This is a genomic window from Bartonella gliris (assembly GCF_045277155.1).
Classification (GTDB): domain Bacteria; phylum Pseudomonadota; class Alphaproteobacteria; order Rhizobiales; family Rhizobiaceae; genus Bartonella; species Bartonella gliris.
The window spans coordinates 1,149,491-1,165,513 of record NZ_CP123962.1 but is presented as its reverse complement, the minus strand read 5'-3'; the positions used below and the strand labels follow the sequence as shown (position 1 = coordinate 1,165,513).

At 43.4% G+C, this 16,023-nt stretch carries 19 protein-coding genes and 2 pseudogenes; 4 read left to right on the top strand and 17 right to left on the bottom strand.

Features of this window, described 5'->3' with window-relative positions; genetic code table 11:
• Positions 1-2 precede the first annotated feature (2 nt).
• Genes QHG54_RS05265 through QHG54_RS05240 form a run of 6 tightly spaced genes read right to left on the bottom strand, consistent with a single transcriptional unit; the run spans position 3 to position 4,589 of the window.
• On the bottom strand, positions 3-1,973 hold the full coding sequence (locus QHG54_RS05265) for a phage tail tape measure protein (RefSeq protein ID WP_406603974.1): 1,971 nt from the start codon (positions 1,971-1,973) through the stop codon (positions 3-5).
• Positions 1,974-2,001: 28 nt separating this feature from the next.
• Complete coding sequence (locus QHG54_RS05260) at positions 2,002-2,295, bottom strand: hypothetical protein (RefSeq protein ID WP_406603973.1); 294 nt, start codon at positions 2,293-2,295, stop codon at positions 2,002-2,004.
• On the bottom strand, positions 2,292-2,396 hold the full coding sequence (locus QHG54_RS05255) for a GpE family phage tail protein (RefSeq protein WP_317994066.1): 105 nt from the start codon (positions 2,394-2,396) through the stop codon (positions 2,292-2,294). The genes QHG54_RS05260 and QHG54_RS05255 overlap by 4 nt, the downstream gene beginning before the upstream one ends.
• 8 nt (positions 2,397-2,404) lie before the next feature.
• Complete coding sequence (locus tag QHG54_RS05250; protein WP_317992663.1) at positions 2,405-2,689, bottom strand: phage tail assembly protein; 285 nt, start codon at positions 2,687-2,689, stop codon at positions 2,405-2,407.
• Positions 2,690-2,691: 2 nt separating this feature from the next.
• Positions 2,692-3,198: a phage major tail tube protein gene (locus QHG54_RS05245; protein ID WP_317992664.1), complete on the bottom strand. Its 507-nt coding sequence runs from the start codon at positions 3,196-3,198 to the stop codon at positions 2,692-2,694.
• Complete coding sequence (locus tag QHG54_RS05240) at positions 3,198-4,589, bottom strand: phage tail sheath subtilisin-like domain-containing protein (protein WP_317992665.1); 1,392 nt, start codon at positions 4,587-4,589, stop codon at positions 3,198-3,200. The genes QHG54_RS05245 and QHG54_RS05240 overlap by 1 nt, the downstream gene beginning before the upstream one ends.
• 473 nt (positions 4,590-5,062) lie before the next feature.
• On the opposite strand from QHG54_RS05240, the gene QHG54_RS05235 reads away from it, so the two are divergent.
• Complete coding sequence (locus QHG54_RS05235; RefSeq protein ID WP_317992666.1) at positions 5,063-5,584, top strand: Rha family transcriptional regulator; 522 nt, start codon at positions 5,063-5,065, stop codon at positions 5,582-5,584.
• A 53-nt stretch (positions 5,585-5,637) separates the two neighbouring features.
• Here QHG54_RS05235 and QHG54_RS05230 read toward each other — a convergent pair whose 3' ends face one another.
• From QHG54_RS05230 to QHG54_RS05180, 11 genes and pseudogenes are all read right to left on the bottom strand, one after another.
• Positions 5,638-5,964, bottom strand: coding sequence for a HigA family addiction module antitoxin (locus QHG54_RS05230; RefSeq protein WP_273791640.1), 327 nt, complete (start codon positions 5,962-5,964; stop codon positions 5,638-5,640).
• Positions 5,965-5,997: 33 nt separating this feature from the next.
• A complete protein-coding gene (locus QHG54_RS05225; protein ID WP_317992667.1) occupies positions 5,998-6,273 on the bottom strand; it encodes a type II toxin-antitoxin system RelE/ParE family toxin in 276 nt (91 codons plus the stop codon).
• Positions 6,274-6,551: 278 nt separating this feature from the next.
• Positions 6,552-6,725 (bottom strand): annotated as a pseudogene (locus QHG54_RS05220) (phage tail protein); the annotation flags it as partial.
• A gap of 167 nt (positions 6,726-6,892) precedes the next feature.
• Complete coding sequence (locus QHG54_RS05215) at positions 6,893-7,144, bottom strand: hypothetical protein (protein ID WP_317992668.1); 252 nt, start codon at positions 7,142-7,144, stop codon at positions 6,893-6,895.
• A gap of 9 nt (positions 7,145-7,153) precedes the next feature.
• Positions 7,154-8,522 (bottom strand): annotated as a pseudogene (locus QHG54_RS05210) (Bgr_08870 family protein).
• Between the two features lie 13 nt (positions 8,523-8,535).
• Positions 8,536-11,679, bottom strand: a complete 3,144-nt coding sequence (locus QHG54_RS05205) for a DUF4815 domain-containing protein (protein WP_406603972.1) — start codon at positions 11,677-11,679, stop codon at positions 8,536-8,538.
• Position 11,680: 1 nt separating this feature from the next.
• Entirely contained in the window at positions 11,681-12,799 is a 1,119-nt protein-coding gene (locus QHG54_RS05200; protein WP_406603971.1) for a phage tail protein, read from the bottom strand.
• Positions 12,799-13,626, bottom strand: coding sequence for a baseplate J/gp47 family protein (locus tag QHG54_RS05195; protein ID WP_406603970.1), 828 nt, complete (start codon positions 13,624-13,626; stop codon positions 12,799-12,801). The genes QHG54_RS05200 and QHG54_RS05195 overlap by 1 nt, the downstream gene beginning before the upstream one ends.
• On the bottom strand, positions 13,623-13,964 hold the full coding sequence (locus QHG54_RS05190) for a GPW/gp25 family protein (protein ID WP_406603969.1): 342 nt from the start codon (positions 13,962-13,964) through the stop codon (positions 13,623-13,625). Before QHG54_RS05190 ends, QHG54_RS05195 begins: the two co-directional genes overlap by 4 nt.
• On the bottom strand, positions 13,961-14,650 hold the full coding sequence (locus tag QHG54_RS05185) for a phage baseplate assembly protein V (protein ID WP_406603968.1): 690 nt from the start codon (positions 14,648-14,650) through the stop codon (positions 13,961-13,963). The genes QHG54_RS05190 and QHG54_RS05185 overlap by 4 nt, the downstream gene beginning before the upstream one ends.
• Positions 14,631-15,179 (bottom strand): hypothetical protein, encoded by a 549-nt coding sequence (locus QHG54_RS05180; protein WP_406603967.1) that lies wholly within the window; start codon positions 15,177-15,179, stop codon positions 14,631-14,633. Before QHG54_RS05180 ends, QHG54_RS05185 begins: the two co-directional genes overlap by 20 nt.
• A gap of 48 nt (positions 15,180-15,227) precedes the next feature.
• On the opposite strand from QHG54_RS05180, the gene QHG54_RS05175 reads away from it, so the two are divergent.
• The 3 genes from QHG54_RS05175 to QHG54_RS05165 are packed head-to-tail and all read left to right on the top strand — an operon-like array spanning position 15,228 to position 15,996.
• A complete protein-coding gene (locus QHG54_RS05175) occupies positions 15,228-15,500 on the top strand; it encodes a toxin HicA (protein WP_317993613.1) in 273 nt (90 codons plus the stop codon).
• A complete protein-coding gene (locus QHG54_RS05170) occupies positions 15,490-15,807 on the top strand; it encodes a toxin-antitoxin system HicB family antitoxin (RefSeq protein ID WP_330168544.1) in 318 nt (105 codons plus the stop codon). The genes QHG54_RS05175 and QHG54_RS05170 overlap by 11 nt, the downstream gene beginning before the upstream one ends.
• A gap of 42 nt (positions 15,808-15,849) precedes the next feature.
• Entirely contained in the window at positions 15,850-15,996 is a 147-nt protein-coding gene (locus QHG54_RS05165) for a CopG family antitoxin (protein WP_330169491.1), read from the top strand.
• Positions 15,997-16,023: the final 27 nt, after the last annotated feature.

Genomic DNA, 16,023 nt, shown 5'->3' with positions numbered 1-16,023 from the left:
ATTTAATCCGAAAGGCTAGAGGCTATGGCTAAACGTTGCTGTTTTGCATAGCGTTCAAGTGCTTGATTGACAGCGTCTCTGATTTCGTCCTTGAGACCATTTGGTACTGAAATATTGAGATTTGTAATGGTTACACGGGCGTCTACTTCAACGGGTTTATGAACCGTAATTGGCTTTGGAGTTTTAAAGGCACCCATTTTTGCATTTGTTGCTTGCATTTGTCCTGTTTCAACGACACTTGTATTAAAACCACTCTTGCGTTTTTCAGGTGGGGTATTTGTAACCACTGCTGTATCCAGCATTTTTTTTGCCCGAGCACTGGTTTCATCGGTAAAGGTTTTAATGGTTTGGGTTGAAGTTTTGTTGATTGAGACGTTAAAACCGAGCTTTTCTTTCATCCAATGAGGCATCCAGCTGGTTAATTTGCTTATCATGCCGCTAAACCAGTTGCATAGATCAGTCCATTTGCTTTTGATACCGTCCCACAGTCCTCCAATCAGATTGGCACCTGCTTCCATGAGATTGACCCCAAACAGCCAATCAATCAATGCATTGATTTTTTTCGCAATCCAAGAGAGTGGTGAAAACTTTTTAAACAGAGTAAAGAGTTTACCAAAAACGCTACTACACAAGCTAGCAAAAGAATCCCACAAGTTGCTTATGAAGTTCACTACCGTATCCCAATTTTTGTAGAGCAAATATCCAGCGCCTACAAGAGCTGCAATGCCACCAATTATCCAACCGATAGGTGTGGTCATGATTGTGATACCGAGCAATATAAAAGCAGAACCAACGGCAGTTATTGCCGAAATCAGTGTACCTACAAGAGTTAAAGCAAGACTGGCAACTGCGGAAGCAGCTGAGGCTAATGCTGAAAGCAGTGATCTTCCTAGAGTAGCAGAAAATCTAATAAAAGCTTTATCTGCTGCGATTATTTTTGAGAGCAGGGATTTTCCAAGATTTGCAGCCAGACCGGTAATTTTAGAACCAACGGAAGTGAAGGCTGAAAGCACTGGTCCTGAAAGAGCGAAAGCAAGCCTGATAAAAACTGCGCTTACTATGGCTAGTGATGTAAGCAGCCAGCCATTGATTTTGTCCCAATTTTTGTAAAGCAGATATCCGGCTCCAACAAGTGCCGTAATACCACCAAGTATCCAGCCGATAGGTGTGGTCATGATTGCATAGCCAAGCGTGACAAACGCTGTCCCCACAGCTGCTAATGCGGCAATGAGTGGACCAAAAATGAATGAACCAAGTGCCACAAGCCCTACCTTAAAGAGGGTTATTTCACCAATCAACGGCTCTAGCCAGCGAAACCAGCCTTTAATCCTCTCCGTGAGATCGCTAATGCCTTTTCTTAAATCAGAAGTAGGATTAAGCAAATCATTAAAGACTTTTTTTAAGGTTTTAGCCCATCCAGCAACGGTTGTTTGAATAAGGTCGCGGTTTTCATCAATCAACTTTGAAAAACCGTCAATCATATCATTGATGACGGGCATGAAACGTGCACCAATAAAACTAGCGATACCGCCTATTTTTTTCTTAAAGGCTCCCATTTTGTCACTTAAATCTGCTGCATAGCGTGCAACATCGGCACCTATCAGCCATTTTCCTTTCCGCGCCTTTGCAAAGAGCTCTTTGATTGGCGCCATCCCTTGCGCAAGCATGGCGGCCATTTCCTTGCTATCACCACCAAACAGCAGAGCGGCAATATGCTGTCTTTGTGCTTGATTTTTCATCTTACTCATCTTGTCGGTAATTTCTTCTAACAAGACAGAAGTGGATTTGAGTTTTCCAGAAGTATTTTTGACAGAAATGCCAAGCGCTTCAAAGCCCATCATGCCTCTTTTTTGTCCAGCATAGGCTTGCGCAGAACGCCTATTTAAAACCGCTAAGGACTGTTGAAAAAGTTCGGCGGAAGTGCCTGAATTATCGGCTGCATCACCCCATAATTGAAGCGATGCAACACTCATATTTAAATGGCGTGATGCGTGATAAAGACTATCGCCCAGATGCATGGTTTTGGGCAGTTACACTTGCCACAAGACCCCCACCAGCAAGCCCTAAAGCACCAGTAAAGACTGAAGCACGGCTTGCCGCCGTGCCAAGAGCACTTTGGACACCATGAAGGCTTTTTGTCATGTTTTTGACAGCAGCAGAAAAGCGCGGAATACTTAATCTCTGTGAGAGTGTTTTTGACAATGTATCGAATTTTTTTTGAAGATGTTTAAGAGGTGCAGTGAGTTTGTCTTCAAGAGACAATTTTACCTTTGCATCAGCAACTTTTTCACTCATTTTGTCTTATACCTTTCTGCTGCTTGTTTTCGCCAGAATATGAGTTCTTGCGGTTCCATTTCCATCATGTCTGAAAGGGACCAATGGAACACAATGGCGATATCGGCGATCAGTTTAGCGGCGGTTTCCCAGTCGAGGTGTCCCGCCGCTTGATAAAAGACTCCAAAATCTCTCCAATGCTTGCCAAATCATTGATATCGAGTTCGCCAATCGCCTCATGCGGCCATTCAGAAAGGCGCGAAACCATAGCGATTGTTTGTTCAACGCCTTCCTTCTTATCGATTGCTTGCACATCTTTTGTTTTGGGGCGCCGTAAGGTGATTTCGGTATGCTCTTTTCCTTCAAAGGTAACAGGTATCAATAATTTATGTATGATGCTTGTTTGTACTGTCATTCTTATAATCCTATATTTGCTCTATGGTCTGCTAATTGATTAATGCCATTGAATTTTCTCACCAAGTTGAGGACATCTATCTCAACAATTTCCACATCTTTCTGGACATATTTGAAATACTGCAATGTGAATGTTGCTGTGGATGTTGCTTTGCTCCCCGGTTGCCATTCTGCCATTTCAAAGCCTTTGCATAGTCCTCTCATGGTAATGACAACACCTTCTGCAGGTGTGCCTTGCGCTTGCATTGAACTTCGTAATGAAATGTCGACATCAGTGCGCCCCAACAGTGCCATTAATTCTGGAGAGCAATCAGAAATGGTCATGGTGAGAATGAGAGTTTCAAGACCAAGGTCAACTTCAATGGAGGAATCCATGCCACCCCCGCGATAGCTTTCAACGACCAAGTTCAAATTCGGTAATGTTACGCTTTCACATTTTGCTTGATAGGGAATACCGTCGACAAAAATGTTAAAATATTTCAAAACTCTTGGTAAAACGGGGATAGCCATTAAAAAATCTCCTCTAAGTAATCATTCACAATGCGTGAACGGAATGTGATGTGTTCTGCGGGTGTTGTTGGTGTGAATTCGACATTGAAATAGACTCTGCCGCCTTCAATAGCGCTTGCTGTATTCAACTCTGGATCTGGCGTACAGCGCCCACCAAGAATGGCGCCTTGTGCTTTTAAATCACGCAAATAGGCATTGACGCTTTCACTCACATCACTCATGTAGGTCTTTTTGATATTGCGGTCGACAGCCCATAGATGCCCGCGCAAAATGGCGTCATTAATCATATCTGCGGTTCTCACCACCGATAAGAAAGCAAATTTTGTATCACTTGAAAGGGTGCGATTACCCCAGAGGCGATAGCCGTTTTCACGAATAATGGTTGTGATGTTTTGTTCGTTAAGAAGGTTGGCACGGCTTGATCGATCACCAATAGAAAAATCAATGGGGCGCGCAGTTCCAACAATGCCATTAATCACTTTGTTTGAAGGGGAATGCCAAAAACCATTTGTAAAATCTGTTTTAGCAATGACACCAGCAACCGCTGCACTTGCTGGCTGTTCTACAATTTTTCCATCACGATTTACCTTTACAAAAGGGTCAACGATAATGGCGCGCTTTGAATCAAAATCCTTTGCTGCACTAAGGGCTGCTTCATCTGTCGTGTTTTGTGCATCAAGCACCACAATAGCACGCAGACGCTCTGCAATGCCAATGAGTTCTGCTGCAACAGGATTAGAGGTTGTACTGATTTCGGCTTTGGCTGTCGCACCAGTGCCATCTCCTTCAATCGTCACATTTGGGGCGGTGTGATAATCAAAGCCACTGTCTTTAATGACAACAGAAGTTACTTTTCCATCTTTCAGGATTGCTTCTGCTTCTGCACCGCCGGCAATTTTAACGGTTGCTTGTGTGTAACCACTTCCTTGGTTTATCACATCAATCTTGCTAAGACTGAGAGGGCGTTGATGCGTAAAGCTTGGAGCAATCAGAATGCGTGGTGTTTGTCCCACAATGGATTGTGCTCCAATCAAAGCATGGACACCTTCATAAGCACCATTTGCGTTCACACCGCCCAGAACATTGGTGAGAGTTGCATTTTCATTGTCACCCTCGTTCACACGGACGACAACAACAATAGCACCCACTTGCTTGAAAATGAGATCAAGGGCATTGGGTAGGGTGCCTTGACGCTTGCCTGTTTTATCCAGTTTAGCTGCTTGTGAAAGAGAACCGGTAACCAAAACCGGTGTGTTAAGAGGAAATGCTCGGTCATCGGCATCGGGTGCCGTGCCAACAATCCCGATAACTGCCGATTGAACCGCGCGAAGGGGGCGGGTGCCGTCGTCAACCTCGACAACTTCAACACCGTGTAGAAAACCTGTCGCCATACTTTATACTCCTTTAAATGAGGGGTGAATGAAAATGAATGGGAAAAATGAGGGTTGGATTTGAAATCGCACCCTTTAAAACAGCAAAACATAAGGATTTTGGTTCACTCGCATTTCAAATGCGAGTGAATAGTAAAGGGTAGCATTTCAAATGCGATCCTTTGAAAACAACAATATGTGAAATAATTTTTTAAAAGCATATTGACACTAATAAACCCTCATGTTATTCGAATCACAAGTGCTAGAAACACTAAACCATTAGCGGATAGGTCACGTAAGATCTCTCCCATGCATTTAAAATACTGATTGTCTTTTATGCTATTATTGGCATATAACGATTTTGTCGGGTGTAGCTATGCTATACAATACCTTCTCACGAGGGGAAGACATAGCGACGGACTAATGGCCGTGTTTCTAACGCCCGGCACCCTTGGGGGTGTCAATAGAGACATTAAAACCATTAGGAGTTCATCATGAACAATTTAGTGACAATCAACAATGCTGGTATTGCTGTTACAACTTCTTTAAAAATTGCAGAGGGTGTGGGTAATACGCATAAAACAGTTATACAGTTAGTACGCAATAATCGTAAGGATTTTGAAGAGTTTGGTTCACTTGGATTTGAAATCCAAGTGAGTAAAAGAGACGGTAAAGGCGGTCAAAAGAGAGAAGTTGCTATCCTCAATGAACCACAAGCCATTCTACTCATGACCTATATGCGTAACAATGATACGGTGCGTGCATTCAAAAAAGCACTCGTTAAAGCTTTCTATGATTTAAAAAACCAGTTAATTGATAATGACCGTGATACACGCTTTGATTTTCCAAGCAATTGGAATGAGATGGGACCTACTGAAAAAGCTGTTTACATTTATGGACCTCTCCACATGCATCTTGTTAAAGCCTTTACACTAGCAGAAGAGAGCAAACATTATAAAACGCTTGTTGAAGAAGCCAAACGAGTTTTAGTAAGCCCTGTTGCAAAAGTAGCTTAATTTAAAAACACTATTTATCTCCTCGTCTTCAAAGGCGGGGAGGTATTCCTTTCTTAATGGCTCTGTTCCATTTGTATATCCACTTTATTAGCTGTTAATGTTGGAATAGAAGAGACATCAATGTCCCTCAAGGCATGCCATGTATCATAATTGGCTTGAAGCTGTAGCCAGAGAGCTGGTCCATTTCCTAACAATTTACCAATGCGAGCCGCTGTTACGGCTGTGACTGGACGTTCTCCTTTAAGGATGCCGTGCAAGTGCTGGCGTGATATTTGAAGAATCCGTGCAATTTCGGTTTTGCTTGCATTTAAATGTTCTAAGGATTCTGCTAAAATTTCTCCTGGATGAGAAGGACAACGATTAGGATTGCGCGTAGTCATGGATAGTTTCCTTTACAATTAATCTTAAAACCTTCAATGGTATTGCTCTAGATCAACATGGTAAACGTGTCTGTCTTTAAATTCAAAAGTGATACACCAAGGACCGTTGATATGAATTGTGTAGCGAGTTGGAGTAAAGCCTTTAAGCATATGAAAATTATAACCTGGTACATTGATATCACTAACTTGAGAAGCTGCGTCAAGAGTATCAAGACGGCGAATAATACGCTGATAAAGCCTGCTATCAATCTTACTTTTTCCTGTTTCCCAGAGAGATTGTAGGTCTTTATTTTTAAATGTTTTGATCATAGCAAACTCAACAACTTTATTTTAAATAAAATGTAATATATTAAGTGACAATTGTCAACAAAAATGTTACAGTTAAATATTGTTAATGGAATACTATAGAACTAAAAGAATTTAAGAAATGAATATCAAACCACTTCGCACTGAAAGAGATTACCAAGAAGCTTTAGAAATTGTCTCTGCAATGTTTGATAAGCAGCCAGAAGTTAATACTCCAGAATTTGATAGAATGAAAACTCTTGTTTTGTTAATTGAAGCTTATGAAACAGAACACTATCCTGTTTCTCCACCTCATGCGTAAAGAGAAGGATAGGCTCGTTGAGGGGATAGATCTGTGCATCCGCATCAGGGGCTGTAACAACCGCCCCAATGGCGGTCTGATCAAATGTTGCTAAAGGACGGGAATCCTCACCAGCCTCTACAATGCGAATACCATGATTAAATTCTGTTGCCATCTTGCTCTCCAAATTAATGGAGAGACCATAACAATCATCTACACTCTCTCATAAGCTTGACACTGTCAGTCAAAAAAAACTTTAAAGGGCTTTTAAAAAGACTTTAAAGAAAGAAAATCATACAAGCCTTTAAGCTTTTGTACAATAAGCATCATTACACTATGTGCCTAAGCTTGTTCACCTTTCTCCTGAGATGCATCCATAGGCTCTGCGATTGTGTCTTTTTCCATCAATTCCGTAGATGTGGATTGTTTTGTGTTTTCATCCAACAGGGGAGGAGAGAACACCCCGTCCTGATAAGTCCAGCCAATTTGCGCTTCCTTTGAAGGGATTGCCTCACCATCAAAGGCATGAACATAATCTTCTGAGGCGACAATAATGTTGGTCACCACACCATTTTCAACAACTGCATATTCCATCAAGTACTCCTAGATAAAAAATTTCAACAAGATAGCTCCGTCGCCACCGTCACCGCCTATTTTACTTCCATCTTTTCCACGAAAATATCCGCCGCCTCCGCCTCCGCCGTTAGCCCCGTAATCACCACCATTACCTCCTCCGTTATTGCCACCATAACCGCCTTTGCCATTCTTTTTGCCTCCGCCGCCTCCGCCGCCACCGCCATAAATACTGTTTCCACCATGGCTTCCATTGATATCGGAGTTGCTGCCGCCTGCACCACCTAATCCGCCAGAAAAAATAAAACTCTCATTTTTCATATCCTCATCGTTTTTTTTCCAAGTGCCACCGCCTATGCCACCTAACCCGCCTTTGCCACCATTGCCACGATTGCCGTAGGCATTAGTATAACCACCAGGGGTGTTGTCATTGCCACCACCATAGCCACCTCCACCTGCACAAATAATTCCTTTAATAATAGTGTATCCACCATAACTTCCGTTGCTTCTGCCGCCTTTTCCCCCACGACCAATTTGAACTGTTTTCGATTTTTTTAGATCAGATCCTTTAACTTTAACACGTGCGTATTGACCCCCGCCACCGCCGCCGCCGCCGTTATTATTACCACCATCACCGCCACCGCCGCCTCCACCACCCCATGCACATATTTCGATTTCTGTGTCATCGCTAACGCCTTCAGGAAAGGGTATAGGTCCGCTTTGTGTCATCAGGATTTCAACGGGCTTTTTTGATTAATGAAGCTATTAATTTATCCACTTGCGCCTTCGTATAAACAACATCACCATCGACTTTTAAAGGTCCTTTAAGCGAGCTTCCTGTTGTGCTTAAACTGGTAACCATTTCACCATTATGGGTGAGGCTAAACGACGAATTACCCAACAGTTCTAAGCCACCACTCATGGTAACTTTGCTGGTAAATTTATTATAATTCTGCCATTCATTGGCTTGTTTTAGGCGACCATAGGCTGTGAGATCTTCGTTGATTTTGGCTTTAAACGCATCAAGACCCACAATATCATCGGGTTTATGTTTGTGTGCCCCTAACAGGGAAATAGCACTGCCAAAGGTAAAGTGATTGTTGCTTGCTTTGTAGAGAACATAATTATTTGCGGCATCTTTTGCGCCTTCGATATCACCCAAATCGGTCAAAGTGAAGGTTTTATCCGCTGCCATCTTGGCCTTAAGAGCTATTTCAAGATCTGCAACATCACTTATTGTGTGCGTGTGTTTTGAAGGTGCTTTTCCCTCTACCTTTTCCTCAACTTCCCAAATGGCTTGATCAATTTTGGTCAAATTTTCCCGCAAGATTGGGAATTCAGAACTGATAAAGCGTCCTTCTTTTGGCAATTCCATCTGTAGCTTTTTGGTTTTTTCCATATGTTTTCTCCCATCACAATATGCCGGCGCCAAAATCACACACCATGGAACGCGCTGCTGGTCCACCGGTAAGCGTGAGTTTGAGGCGCGCTTGTTTGGCTGTTTTGTCGCTGCTCACAAATTTTCGTTCTGTCCAAAGAGGTTCGGATAACTGCTCTGTTTCGTCTAATGTGAGAGGAACAAAAGCACCATCATCCAGCTGCATCTCGCAAGTAAAGGTTGCACCGCCCGGTAAAAATGTTTTGATATAGCTGGTTAACCTTGCCTTTTCCCCAAAGGTAAAAGCACGGGTAACATAAGTGGCTGTTTTATGAATTTTCCCCGCAATCAATTGAACAGGCGCAAACAAGATAGGGGAGAGCTTTTCGGTGCCTTTGAGAATAGCGCGAAGCTTTACCTTTTCACTGATATATTCGGTAAGGCTGAGCAATTGAAAGGGCAGGAGTTGATAAACTGTGCCGTTGTTTCTTTCAATTTCAAAGATGACAGAACAATCGCTTGAAGGCAATTCAATGGCTGCACGCACTTGCAAATCAGAGCAGTCCACAAGATCAAAAGTGCCAAGATCAATGGTTTTTTCTGTTTGTGTGTAGCGTGCGGCTAACACTCGAAAGGCTAAAGCCTCATCTTGATGGGCGGTCCAGCTCTGCGCATTGACAGAAGAAAAGCGGGGACCGGTCACGTAAGGGTGACTTGAGACGTACCTTTGGTGTTCTGTATCAAAATCCCCAAGCTTTGCCAGTGAAACAGAATGATCAGCATCATCTGTCTTGATAACGAAAGCCGTTAAGCGGTCATCAGGGATAAGGAGTGGTACATCATAGCGTGCCTCTGCCCACCCTAGCTTTGCGCCCTTCATAGAATAAAAGCTTTGCGCTTGAATATCGGCAGTCGGATAACCGTTTTCTGTGGTGACCAAATCAACCACCAGATCATGGTTTTGATTACCGATTTTGCACAGATGAAAGTCAATTCCTGTGATTTGCCGTGTTTCATCGGGGGTAAAGACCTGCGCTTGTGGGTCCACTTGCGTCCATATCTTCACCGTTGTGGTGCGCCGCATCACTTTGACATCAATCACCCCTTGACCGGTAAAAAGTCCTGTTGCAAGTGTTCCACCTCTCCCCCGTGCTACGACATTTTTTGTGCCAGCAGTGATGTTTTGAGGTATCTTAAAACTGCCTTCAATGGTGCCATGGAAATTGGCAAAAAGGGAACTCTTCGGCAAGACATTCACACCATCAAAGGTGAGGCTCTCTAGTCTTTCCCCGTTGCCAAAGCCTTCAATTTTGAAGGAAAGGGTAATTTGTCTTAAGAAAGCGATTTTCTCTTGGGTTGCACTGATGAGGTCATCACGCACTTCTGTGTTACGGATAGTTCTGCCACGGTTCCAGCCCATATTGAGTTGATTGGTCACGCTTGAGAGCCAATCGGTGCGCTGGACATGCCAAAAATCTGTTGCGGGTGTGAGGGTGACTGTACCAGGCAGGGGTGCAAAATTTTGATAAGGATTGATCTTTTCACAAGCCGTTGTCAATTCTTGCGCAATGATCACCTCATTTGTCCAGTCAAGCGTAACAGGCGCTTTTAAAGGAGCAGTGTAGAATGTTGGATCAATAGCAAGCTGCAAAATGCCATTGCCTACAGCTCCTGTTTGTTGAAAGCCTTCATCTCTGTAAGAGTCATCAAGAAAGGGATCAGCAAACATGCCTTTTTTGGCAACAGGTTCTTTAGAGTCGACATTGCTTTTAATGCGCTCTAACTGCATCAACCGGTCAAGCGAAAGCACCCGTTGAAAATAACGCCACATCTCATCATAGGGGGCAACCCGTGTGCCATCATTGACCACAAGTGGTGTTTCAAGCCAATTGTTGGTGATGGTTGCAAGGGATAAGACATCATCAGGAACACTTGGTGCCATAGGTTGGTCTGAAGAAATCCCCTTGATATAAACCACATTGCCCCCTGTATTGAAACCTATGCGGTCAATACGCGGCAATTTATAAGTATAACTGACGATAATATCACCCCCCTCAGCCCCACCTGAGACGGTAATTTCCTGCGCTGTCACTTTATCGGCACTCACCCGCGCATGATAGCGATAAGTCACCTTATAAGTACTGCCAGGTAAAGGCTCGTCTCCTACGGGCGCCCAATCAATGGTGTCTCCGGTTTTTTTAAAATCTGTGCCTTCTTTAAATTCCTTGCTTCCTTGAATGACTTTGATGAAAGAAGTGATGCTTTTATCAGGGACACCATCACGCCCTGCGGCAATCGCACCACGGGTGACGTTAACGGTTTTCTCCTTTGTCAGTAAAAGAGATTGAATATCGGCAATGGGAAAGTAATAGGGTTGAAAGGTAAAGCTTGTTTGTCCTTTTGGAGGTGCAAAAATATGGGTTTCGCTTGGAACAACGCTTGTCGAAAAATCTTCTGGCTCTTCATGGCGTAAAGCCGCTAAGCGCTTGCGTTTAAAGCCATTGATATTGGCTTCCCCTTCTTGAATGCTAAACACTTGATTTTGTCCCTCTTTTCCAAGGGCTGTGACACGGCAGCCATTCACGATATAATGCCCATGCGCACGGTCGTAAGTAGCAATGGCTTGCATGGCGGGTTCAAGCAGTGAGGGGGATTTTTGATCAATCAGAACACCATCTTGTAAGATATAAACAGGAAAGAAAGTCCCTTGCTGGTTATCTTCTTTCAGAGCCCAAACAAGTTGTGCGGTTTCGCGTGCGGCACCAGGCTCTCCTTCTGCCAAGGTGCCAGGGACTTGCCCCAACAGTTCTGGATCATCCTCATGGGTTACCCACTTTTTTTGCAGCTTCACACCGATTTCCAAGCGTCCAATCATGGAAACATTATTGAGAACGGCTTGTGAGACCGGAAAGATATCGCCGGCGATATAGATCTTGCCATCTGTTAATGTGACGGTCCTCGTCTCTTTATTGACAAAAGCATCAGCCCGTTCCACGCGGTCGCCTTCTTTAGCCACAAGGCGCCCCAAACGGTTATGCCGTCCCCTTATGATGGTTTGAACCTCATTGAGTTCACCAGCTTGAATAAAGGGACGCGTGCCATAGAAGACAACGCTTTGTTGTTCGTCCTTGCCAACGGATCTGTCAATTGCAAAGGGTAAACCACTTTCATGCTTCATGTTAAAACCTCAATAAAATTTTGAATTGTTCGCGAACATCGGCACGCAAAGGAATGTTGACAGCTGTTTTGAGGATCTCCACACCACCATTTAGTTCATTGGCGTCACACCAAAGTTTGCCCAGGGGGATATCAAGTGGGACATCTTTTGCCACAGATGCATGAACGAGAATGGAAACAAATGCTGCTTGTTTCCGGTCAACATCGTGAAAGTCTGTACGGGCTGCCAGAAACAACAGAGTGCCTGTTGTGGAAGGGTTAAATCTGTTACCACAATGGCTGTACACACCCTCCAAAGCCTGTTCGACAGGCGCTACAGCATAGCATCTGCGATACCCAATCACGCCATCTTGGCTGTCTCTTAACACGAGATAAAGCGTGCGGCCATGAAACCACTCTGCCATCAACATATCGCGTTCATGTTTTTTAACCGAACACCACGGAAAATTTGCCATGTCCCATGGGTAATCGATTTGGTCCCAGCTTAACTCTTCATCCCCATCATCTATCCAATTGCCAATAAGCCTGCCTTCTTCTTTTGTGAGAACGTGATTGATTTCTGTCGTGCGCCCAAAGGAAAACAAAGTGCCCCCTGCTGTTATGCACACACCGCTTTCATACTCCAACATGCTGTCATCAAGGCGTGACATATTGCCTTCCATGGCTTGCACATCATAACCATAAACACCACGGCGAAAATCAGAGCGCAAACTTTTGGAAAGGTCGGTAATCGCTTCAATGGCTTCAAGGCTTTTGCGTTCAGGGAGGCTGTCAAAATCAAGTTGAAAGGCGTTCCACCATACCCGCCCCGTCCAGGCGGGTTGAAAGCGTGCAGAAATTCCTAGCCACTCAAGCCCCATCTCTATTGCCGCAAGGGAGCCACGTATCCGCTGCCAGGCAAGCCCCTGATCAATTAAATCATAGAGATTTGGAACATAAGGCGTAAGCTCTCCAAGCCCGTATTCTTCAATGAGCCATGGCAAGAAGCGGGGAGGGCGTGTGATGAGCTTAGAGCGTGAAATCCCCAAAACAGAACCATCAATATCTTGATGAAAATCGCAAGCATCGGCAAGGCGCTTTTCAAATTCTGTTGCGTTTGTGGGAAGAAGGGAACCAACCATTAGCGCGCACGCCCTTTAAAGTTTAAGGTAATTTTTCCAATCGATAAAACTTCTTCATCACAAACCATACTGTCCCTTGTTGGTGTAATGGCTATGACTTTCTGGACACCAGAAATCATGAGTTTTGAAATCCACCACGACAAACTTAATTCACGACCAATGGCTTGTTCTTGTCTCCATGCTGCTCTTAAATTTGTTTCCATTGTTGTGAGAATTTTCAAAGATGTTTCTGGTAACAGCCAAACATCTGCTTCTAAATCCAGCACTTTTTTAACAGCAGCGTGAACAATGATTGTATCATTGGTCATGATGATATTTTTTCTGTTAAGAGCTTCTGAAACTATTTGTATGAGATCTTCAGAGGCTGTTCCTTCTTCATTGTTGCCAAAAAGAGCAACATAGATGGTTGGGTCTTTGCCTTTACGATAAACAATCGCATCCTTAACACGACTATCGGCTGTTAAGGCTATAAGCTTGTAATAGGGTTCTGTCCCGCTACCATTGCCACCACGGGCATGAAGCTCTATGCGTTCACGATATCTCTCGTCACTTTCACCCTCCATGCGGGCAAGACCATGCCAATTTCCCAAAGCATCAAGAGATTCACCGGTTGCAAAATCAAGAATGTTGTTGCGTGCCGCTTCGTTAATACGCTGTCTTAAAAGCAACTCTCGATAGCTAAAAGCCTCAATGACTTTTACAGCCGGATCACTTTCAAGAATGGTATATTCCGGCAAAAGCTCTTTTAAATGGGCAAGAGCAGCAGCGCGTATTTCCTCAAAAGAAAGTTCTGTGATGATTTCGGGTTTTGCAAGCACTCCATTCATTTTATCAGTAATCCTTCCATGGTAATGGGCTTGCCTGAAGGCAAATAAATACCTTCAAAGGACAAAGAAACTTGTCCAGCCTCAACCATTTTAAAATCAATTTTTTTCAGTTTAAAACGCGGTTCCCACTTGTCTAAAGCCTCAGCAACAGCGGCATAAAGAGCAACAGCAAAAGCATTATTAACCGGTGCATCAATAAGTTCTGCAACGCGTGAACCATAATCACGCCGCATGACACGCGAACCAATCCGCGTTGACAAAATGTCAAGGATTGATTGGCGTAAATGATCAATGCCGGTCAATGACTTTCCCGTTGTACGGTCCATTCCACTGTTCAATTGGGACCTCCTGTCATAGAGCCACCAGGGGAAACACCACCATGAATATGGCTGTTTCCAATATTGGTGCCGTTATGCTTTAGTCCACTTGAATGAATGGAAACATTACTCCCAGAATGAAGAGAGAGACCATCACCCGAATTCAGTGAAACGCCACCACCTGCCTTCAAAGAAATGCTGCCCTTTGCATTTAAATTTATATCGCTTTCTGAAACAATCTTTATGTCTTCCGGTGCGGTAAGCTCTAGCTTGCCACCATCACCTTTGAGTGACACACCATCAGCGATTGTCAGGATAAACTTTCCACCTGATTTGATGTGAATTCCATAAGTGTTTTGTTCATCATCATATTCAAGGCTGGTTCCATCAGGGTATATCGTTCGGTGAATACTGCCCTTATCGGCTGCTTGATTAGCATCTGTATGAATGGAGCCAATAATCACTCCTTGCGATAGATCTCCGGATGACGAGACAACAACTACTTGCTCTCCAATATCGCGCCCTTCATAAGAGCGTGTTTTACCGGCGCGGGCTTGTGTGTCTGGAATCCAGTCACTGACAAGATTGCCACTTTTTATCCGATAGCGTGCGTTTTTATGGTCGACATGGCTAATTTTTCCCACCACAACCATATTGGCCACACGTCTCTTTAGATCTGTGATTTCTTTATCGCGCCGCTCTAACATGAGTAACCTCGATTTTATGGTATTTATCTTTATTTCTCACGCCTGTTTCTGGTTCAAAGCTTAAGAAAGGTTCAACGAGTCTTGCTGTTACACCGCCTTCTTCTTCATCCATGTTGGGGATATTTGTTACATAAATGACTTCAAAGGTTAAAATTGCACCATGGAGCGCTAGGGCGCCATTATCACCAAAGGCAAAAGCAATATTTTGCAGGCGGCATGTCTCAACGGTGTTGTTGAGATTGGGATTAGCGTAGAAAATCTCCTCAACTTGCCATGCTAATTGGTCAACAAAACGTGCACCGTTTTCTCGTGTGTCGTAGCACTCAACGTCCACTGTTAAAACACGCCGCCTTACTCCATAATCATAGCCATCTTCAATCGTTTCACTTTGTGTTGAGATATTAATTGCCGGCGTGTTCTCAGGGGAGAAGTTGAAATCACGCATATTGAAAACATTGTCACCAGCTGCCGTCTGTGCTGCTTTGATCAACGCAACAAAATTTTCCCTGATCGTCTCTCGCGGATGCATGGGGGCTCCTGTCCAATTAAGTGTATAAAAGATTGACTAGGATTAATAATGATACTATTATTGGTTATGAGTAATAAAGTTGAAAAAACAATCAGCTTGATGAAAGCATCACCAAAGAACATCAAGTTTTCAGATTTGTTGGCTGTGTGTGTACATTTTTTTGGAGAACCGCGGAACAATGGTACAAGCCACTTTGTTTTTAAAACCCCGTGGCTTGGTGACCCCCGTGTGAATATTCAAAAAGATTCTGGTAACAAAGCAAAAGCTTATCAAGTCAAACAAGTCTTACAAGCGATAGAAAGGATGAAACATGAACAATAATCATTATACATATCGTGTTTTATGGTCGCAAGAAGATGAGGAATATGTCGGATTGTGTGCAGAATTCCCATCCCTTTCATGGTTAGATTCTCAAGCAGAGAAAGCTTTAAAAGGCATTATGGACCTTGTTTCAGAAGTTGTTGAGGACATGCAACATAATGGAGAAGAAGTTCCTGTACCTTTGTCACATGGTAAATACAGTGGTAAGTTTCAATTAAGAATACCACCAGAACTCCATAGAAAACTTGCAATACAAGCTGCTGAAAATGGTGTAAGTTTAAACAGATACATTTCTTCTAAACTTTGAATCTTTTAAAAGTCTATACGTACTAAAAGAAAATTAATTCTTATGAAAACCTCTAAATTAAAACAAATGCCCGTTTTTAAGACGGATAAAGAAGCAGAAAACTTTGTTGATACTGCTGATCTTACAGATTATGACTTAACGGGTTTTAAGCCTGTTCATTTCGAATTTTTACCTAAAGAAGCCTCTTAACCACCTCCCCATTTTTGAGAACGGGGA

Coding starts and splice junctions, on each gene's coding strand:
- QHG54_RS05265 (WP_406603974.1), bottom strand. CDS start 1,973: ATGAGTGTTGCATCGCTTCAATTATGGGGTGATGCAGCCGATAATTCA.
- QHG54_RS05260 (WP_406603973.1), bottom strand. CDS start 2,295: ATGAGTGAAAAAGTTGCTGATGCAAAGGTAAAATTGTCTCTTGAAGAC.
- QHG54_RS05250 (WP_317992663.1), bottom strand. CDS start 2,689: ATGACAGTACAAACAAGCATCATACATAAATTATTGATACCTGTTACC.
- QHG54_RS05245 (WP_317992664.1), bottom strand. CDS start 3,198: ATGGCTATCCCCGTTTTACCAAGAGTTTTGAAATATTTTAACATTTTT.
- QHG54_RS05240 (WP_317992665.1), bottom strand. CDS start 4,589: ATGGCGACAGGTTTTCTACACGGTGTTGAAGTTGTCGAGGTTGACGAC.
- QHG54_RS05235 (WP_317992666.1), top strand. CDS start 5,063: ATGAACAATTTAGTGACAATCAACAATGCTGGTATTGCTGTTACAACT.
- QHG54_RS05230 (WP_273791640.1), bottom strand. CDS start 5,964: ATGACTACGCGCAATCCTAATCGTTGTCCTTCTCATCCAGGAGAAATT.
- QHG54_RS05225 (WP_317992667.1), bottom strand. CDS start 6,273: ATGATCAAAACATTTAAAAATAAAGACCTACAATCTCTCTGGGAAACA.
- QHG54_RS05215 (WP_317992668.1), bottom strand. CDS start 7,144: ATGGAATATGCAGTTGTTGAAAATGGTGTGGTGACCAACATTATTGTC.
- QHG54_RS05205 (WP_406603972.1), bottom strand. CDS start 11,679: ATGAAGCATGAAAGTGGTTTACCCTTTGCAATTGACAGATCCGTTGGC.
- QHG54_RS05200 (WP_406603971.1), bottom strand. CDS start 12,799: ATGGTTGGTTCCCTTCTTCCCACAAACGCAACAGAATTTGAAAAGCGC.
- QHG54_RS05195 (WP_406603970.1), bottom strand. CDS start 13,626: ATGAATGGAGTGCTTGCAAAACCCGAAATCATCACAGAACTTTCTTTT.
- QHG54_RS05185 (WP_406603968.1), bottom strand. CDS start 14,650: ATGTTAGAGCGGCGCGATAAAGAAATCACAGATCTAAAGAGACGTGTG.
- QHG54_RS05180 (WP_406603967.1), bottom strand. CDS start 15,179: ATGCATCCGCGAGAGACGATCAGGGAAAATTTTGTTGCGTTGATCAAA.
- QHG54_RS05175 (WP_317993613.1), top strand. CDS start 15,228: ATGATACTATTATTGGTTATGAGTAATAAAGTTGAAAAAACAATCAGC.
- QHG54_RS05170 (WP_330168544.1), top strand. CDS start 15,490: ATGAACAATAATCATTATACATATCGTGTTTTATGGTCGCAAGAAGAT.
- QHG54_RS05165 (WP_330169491.1), top strand. CDS start 15,850: ATGAAAACCTCTAAATTAAAACAAATGCCCGTTTTTAAGACGGATAAA.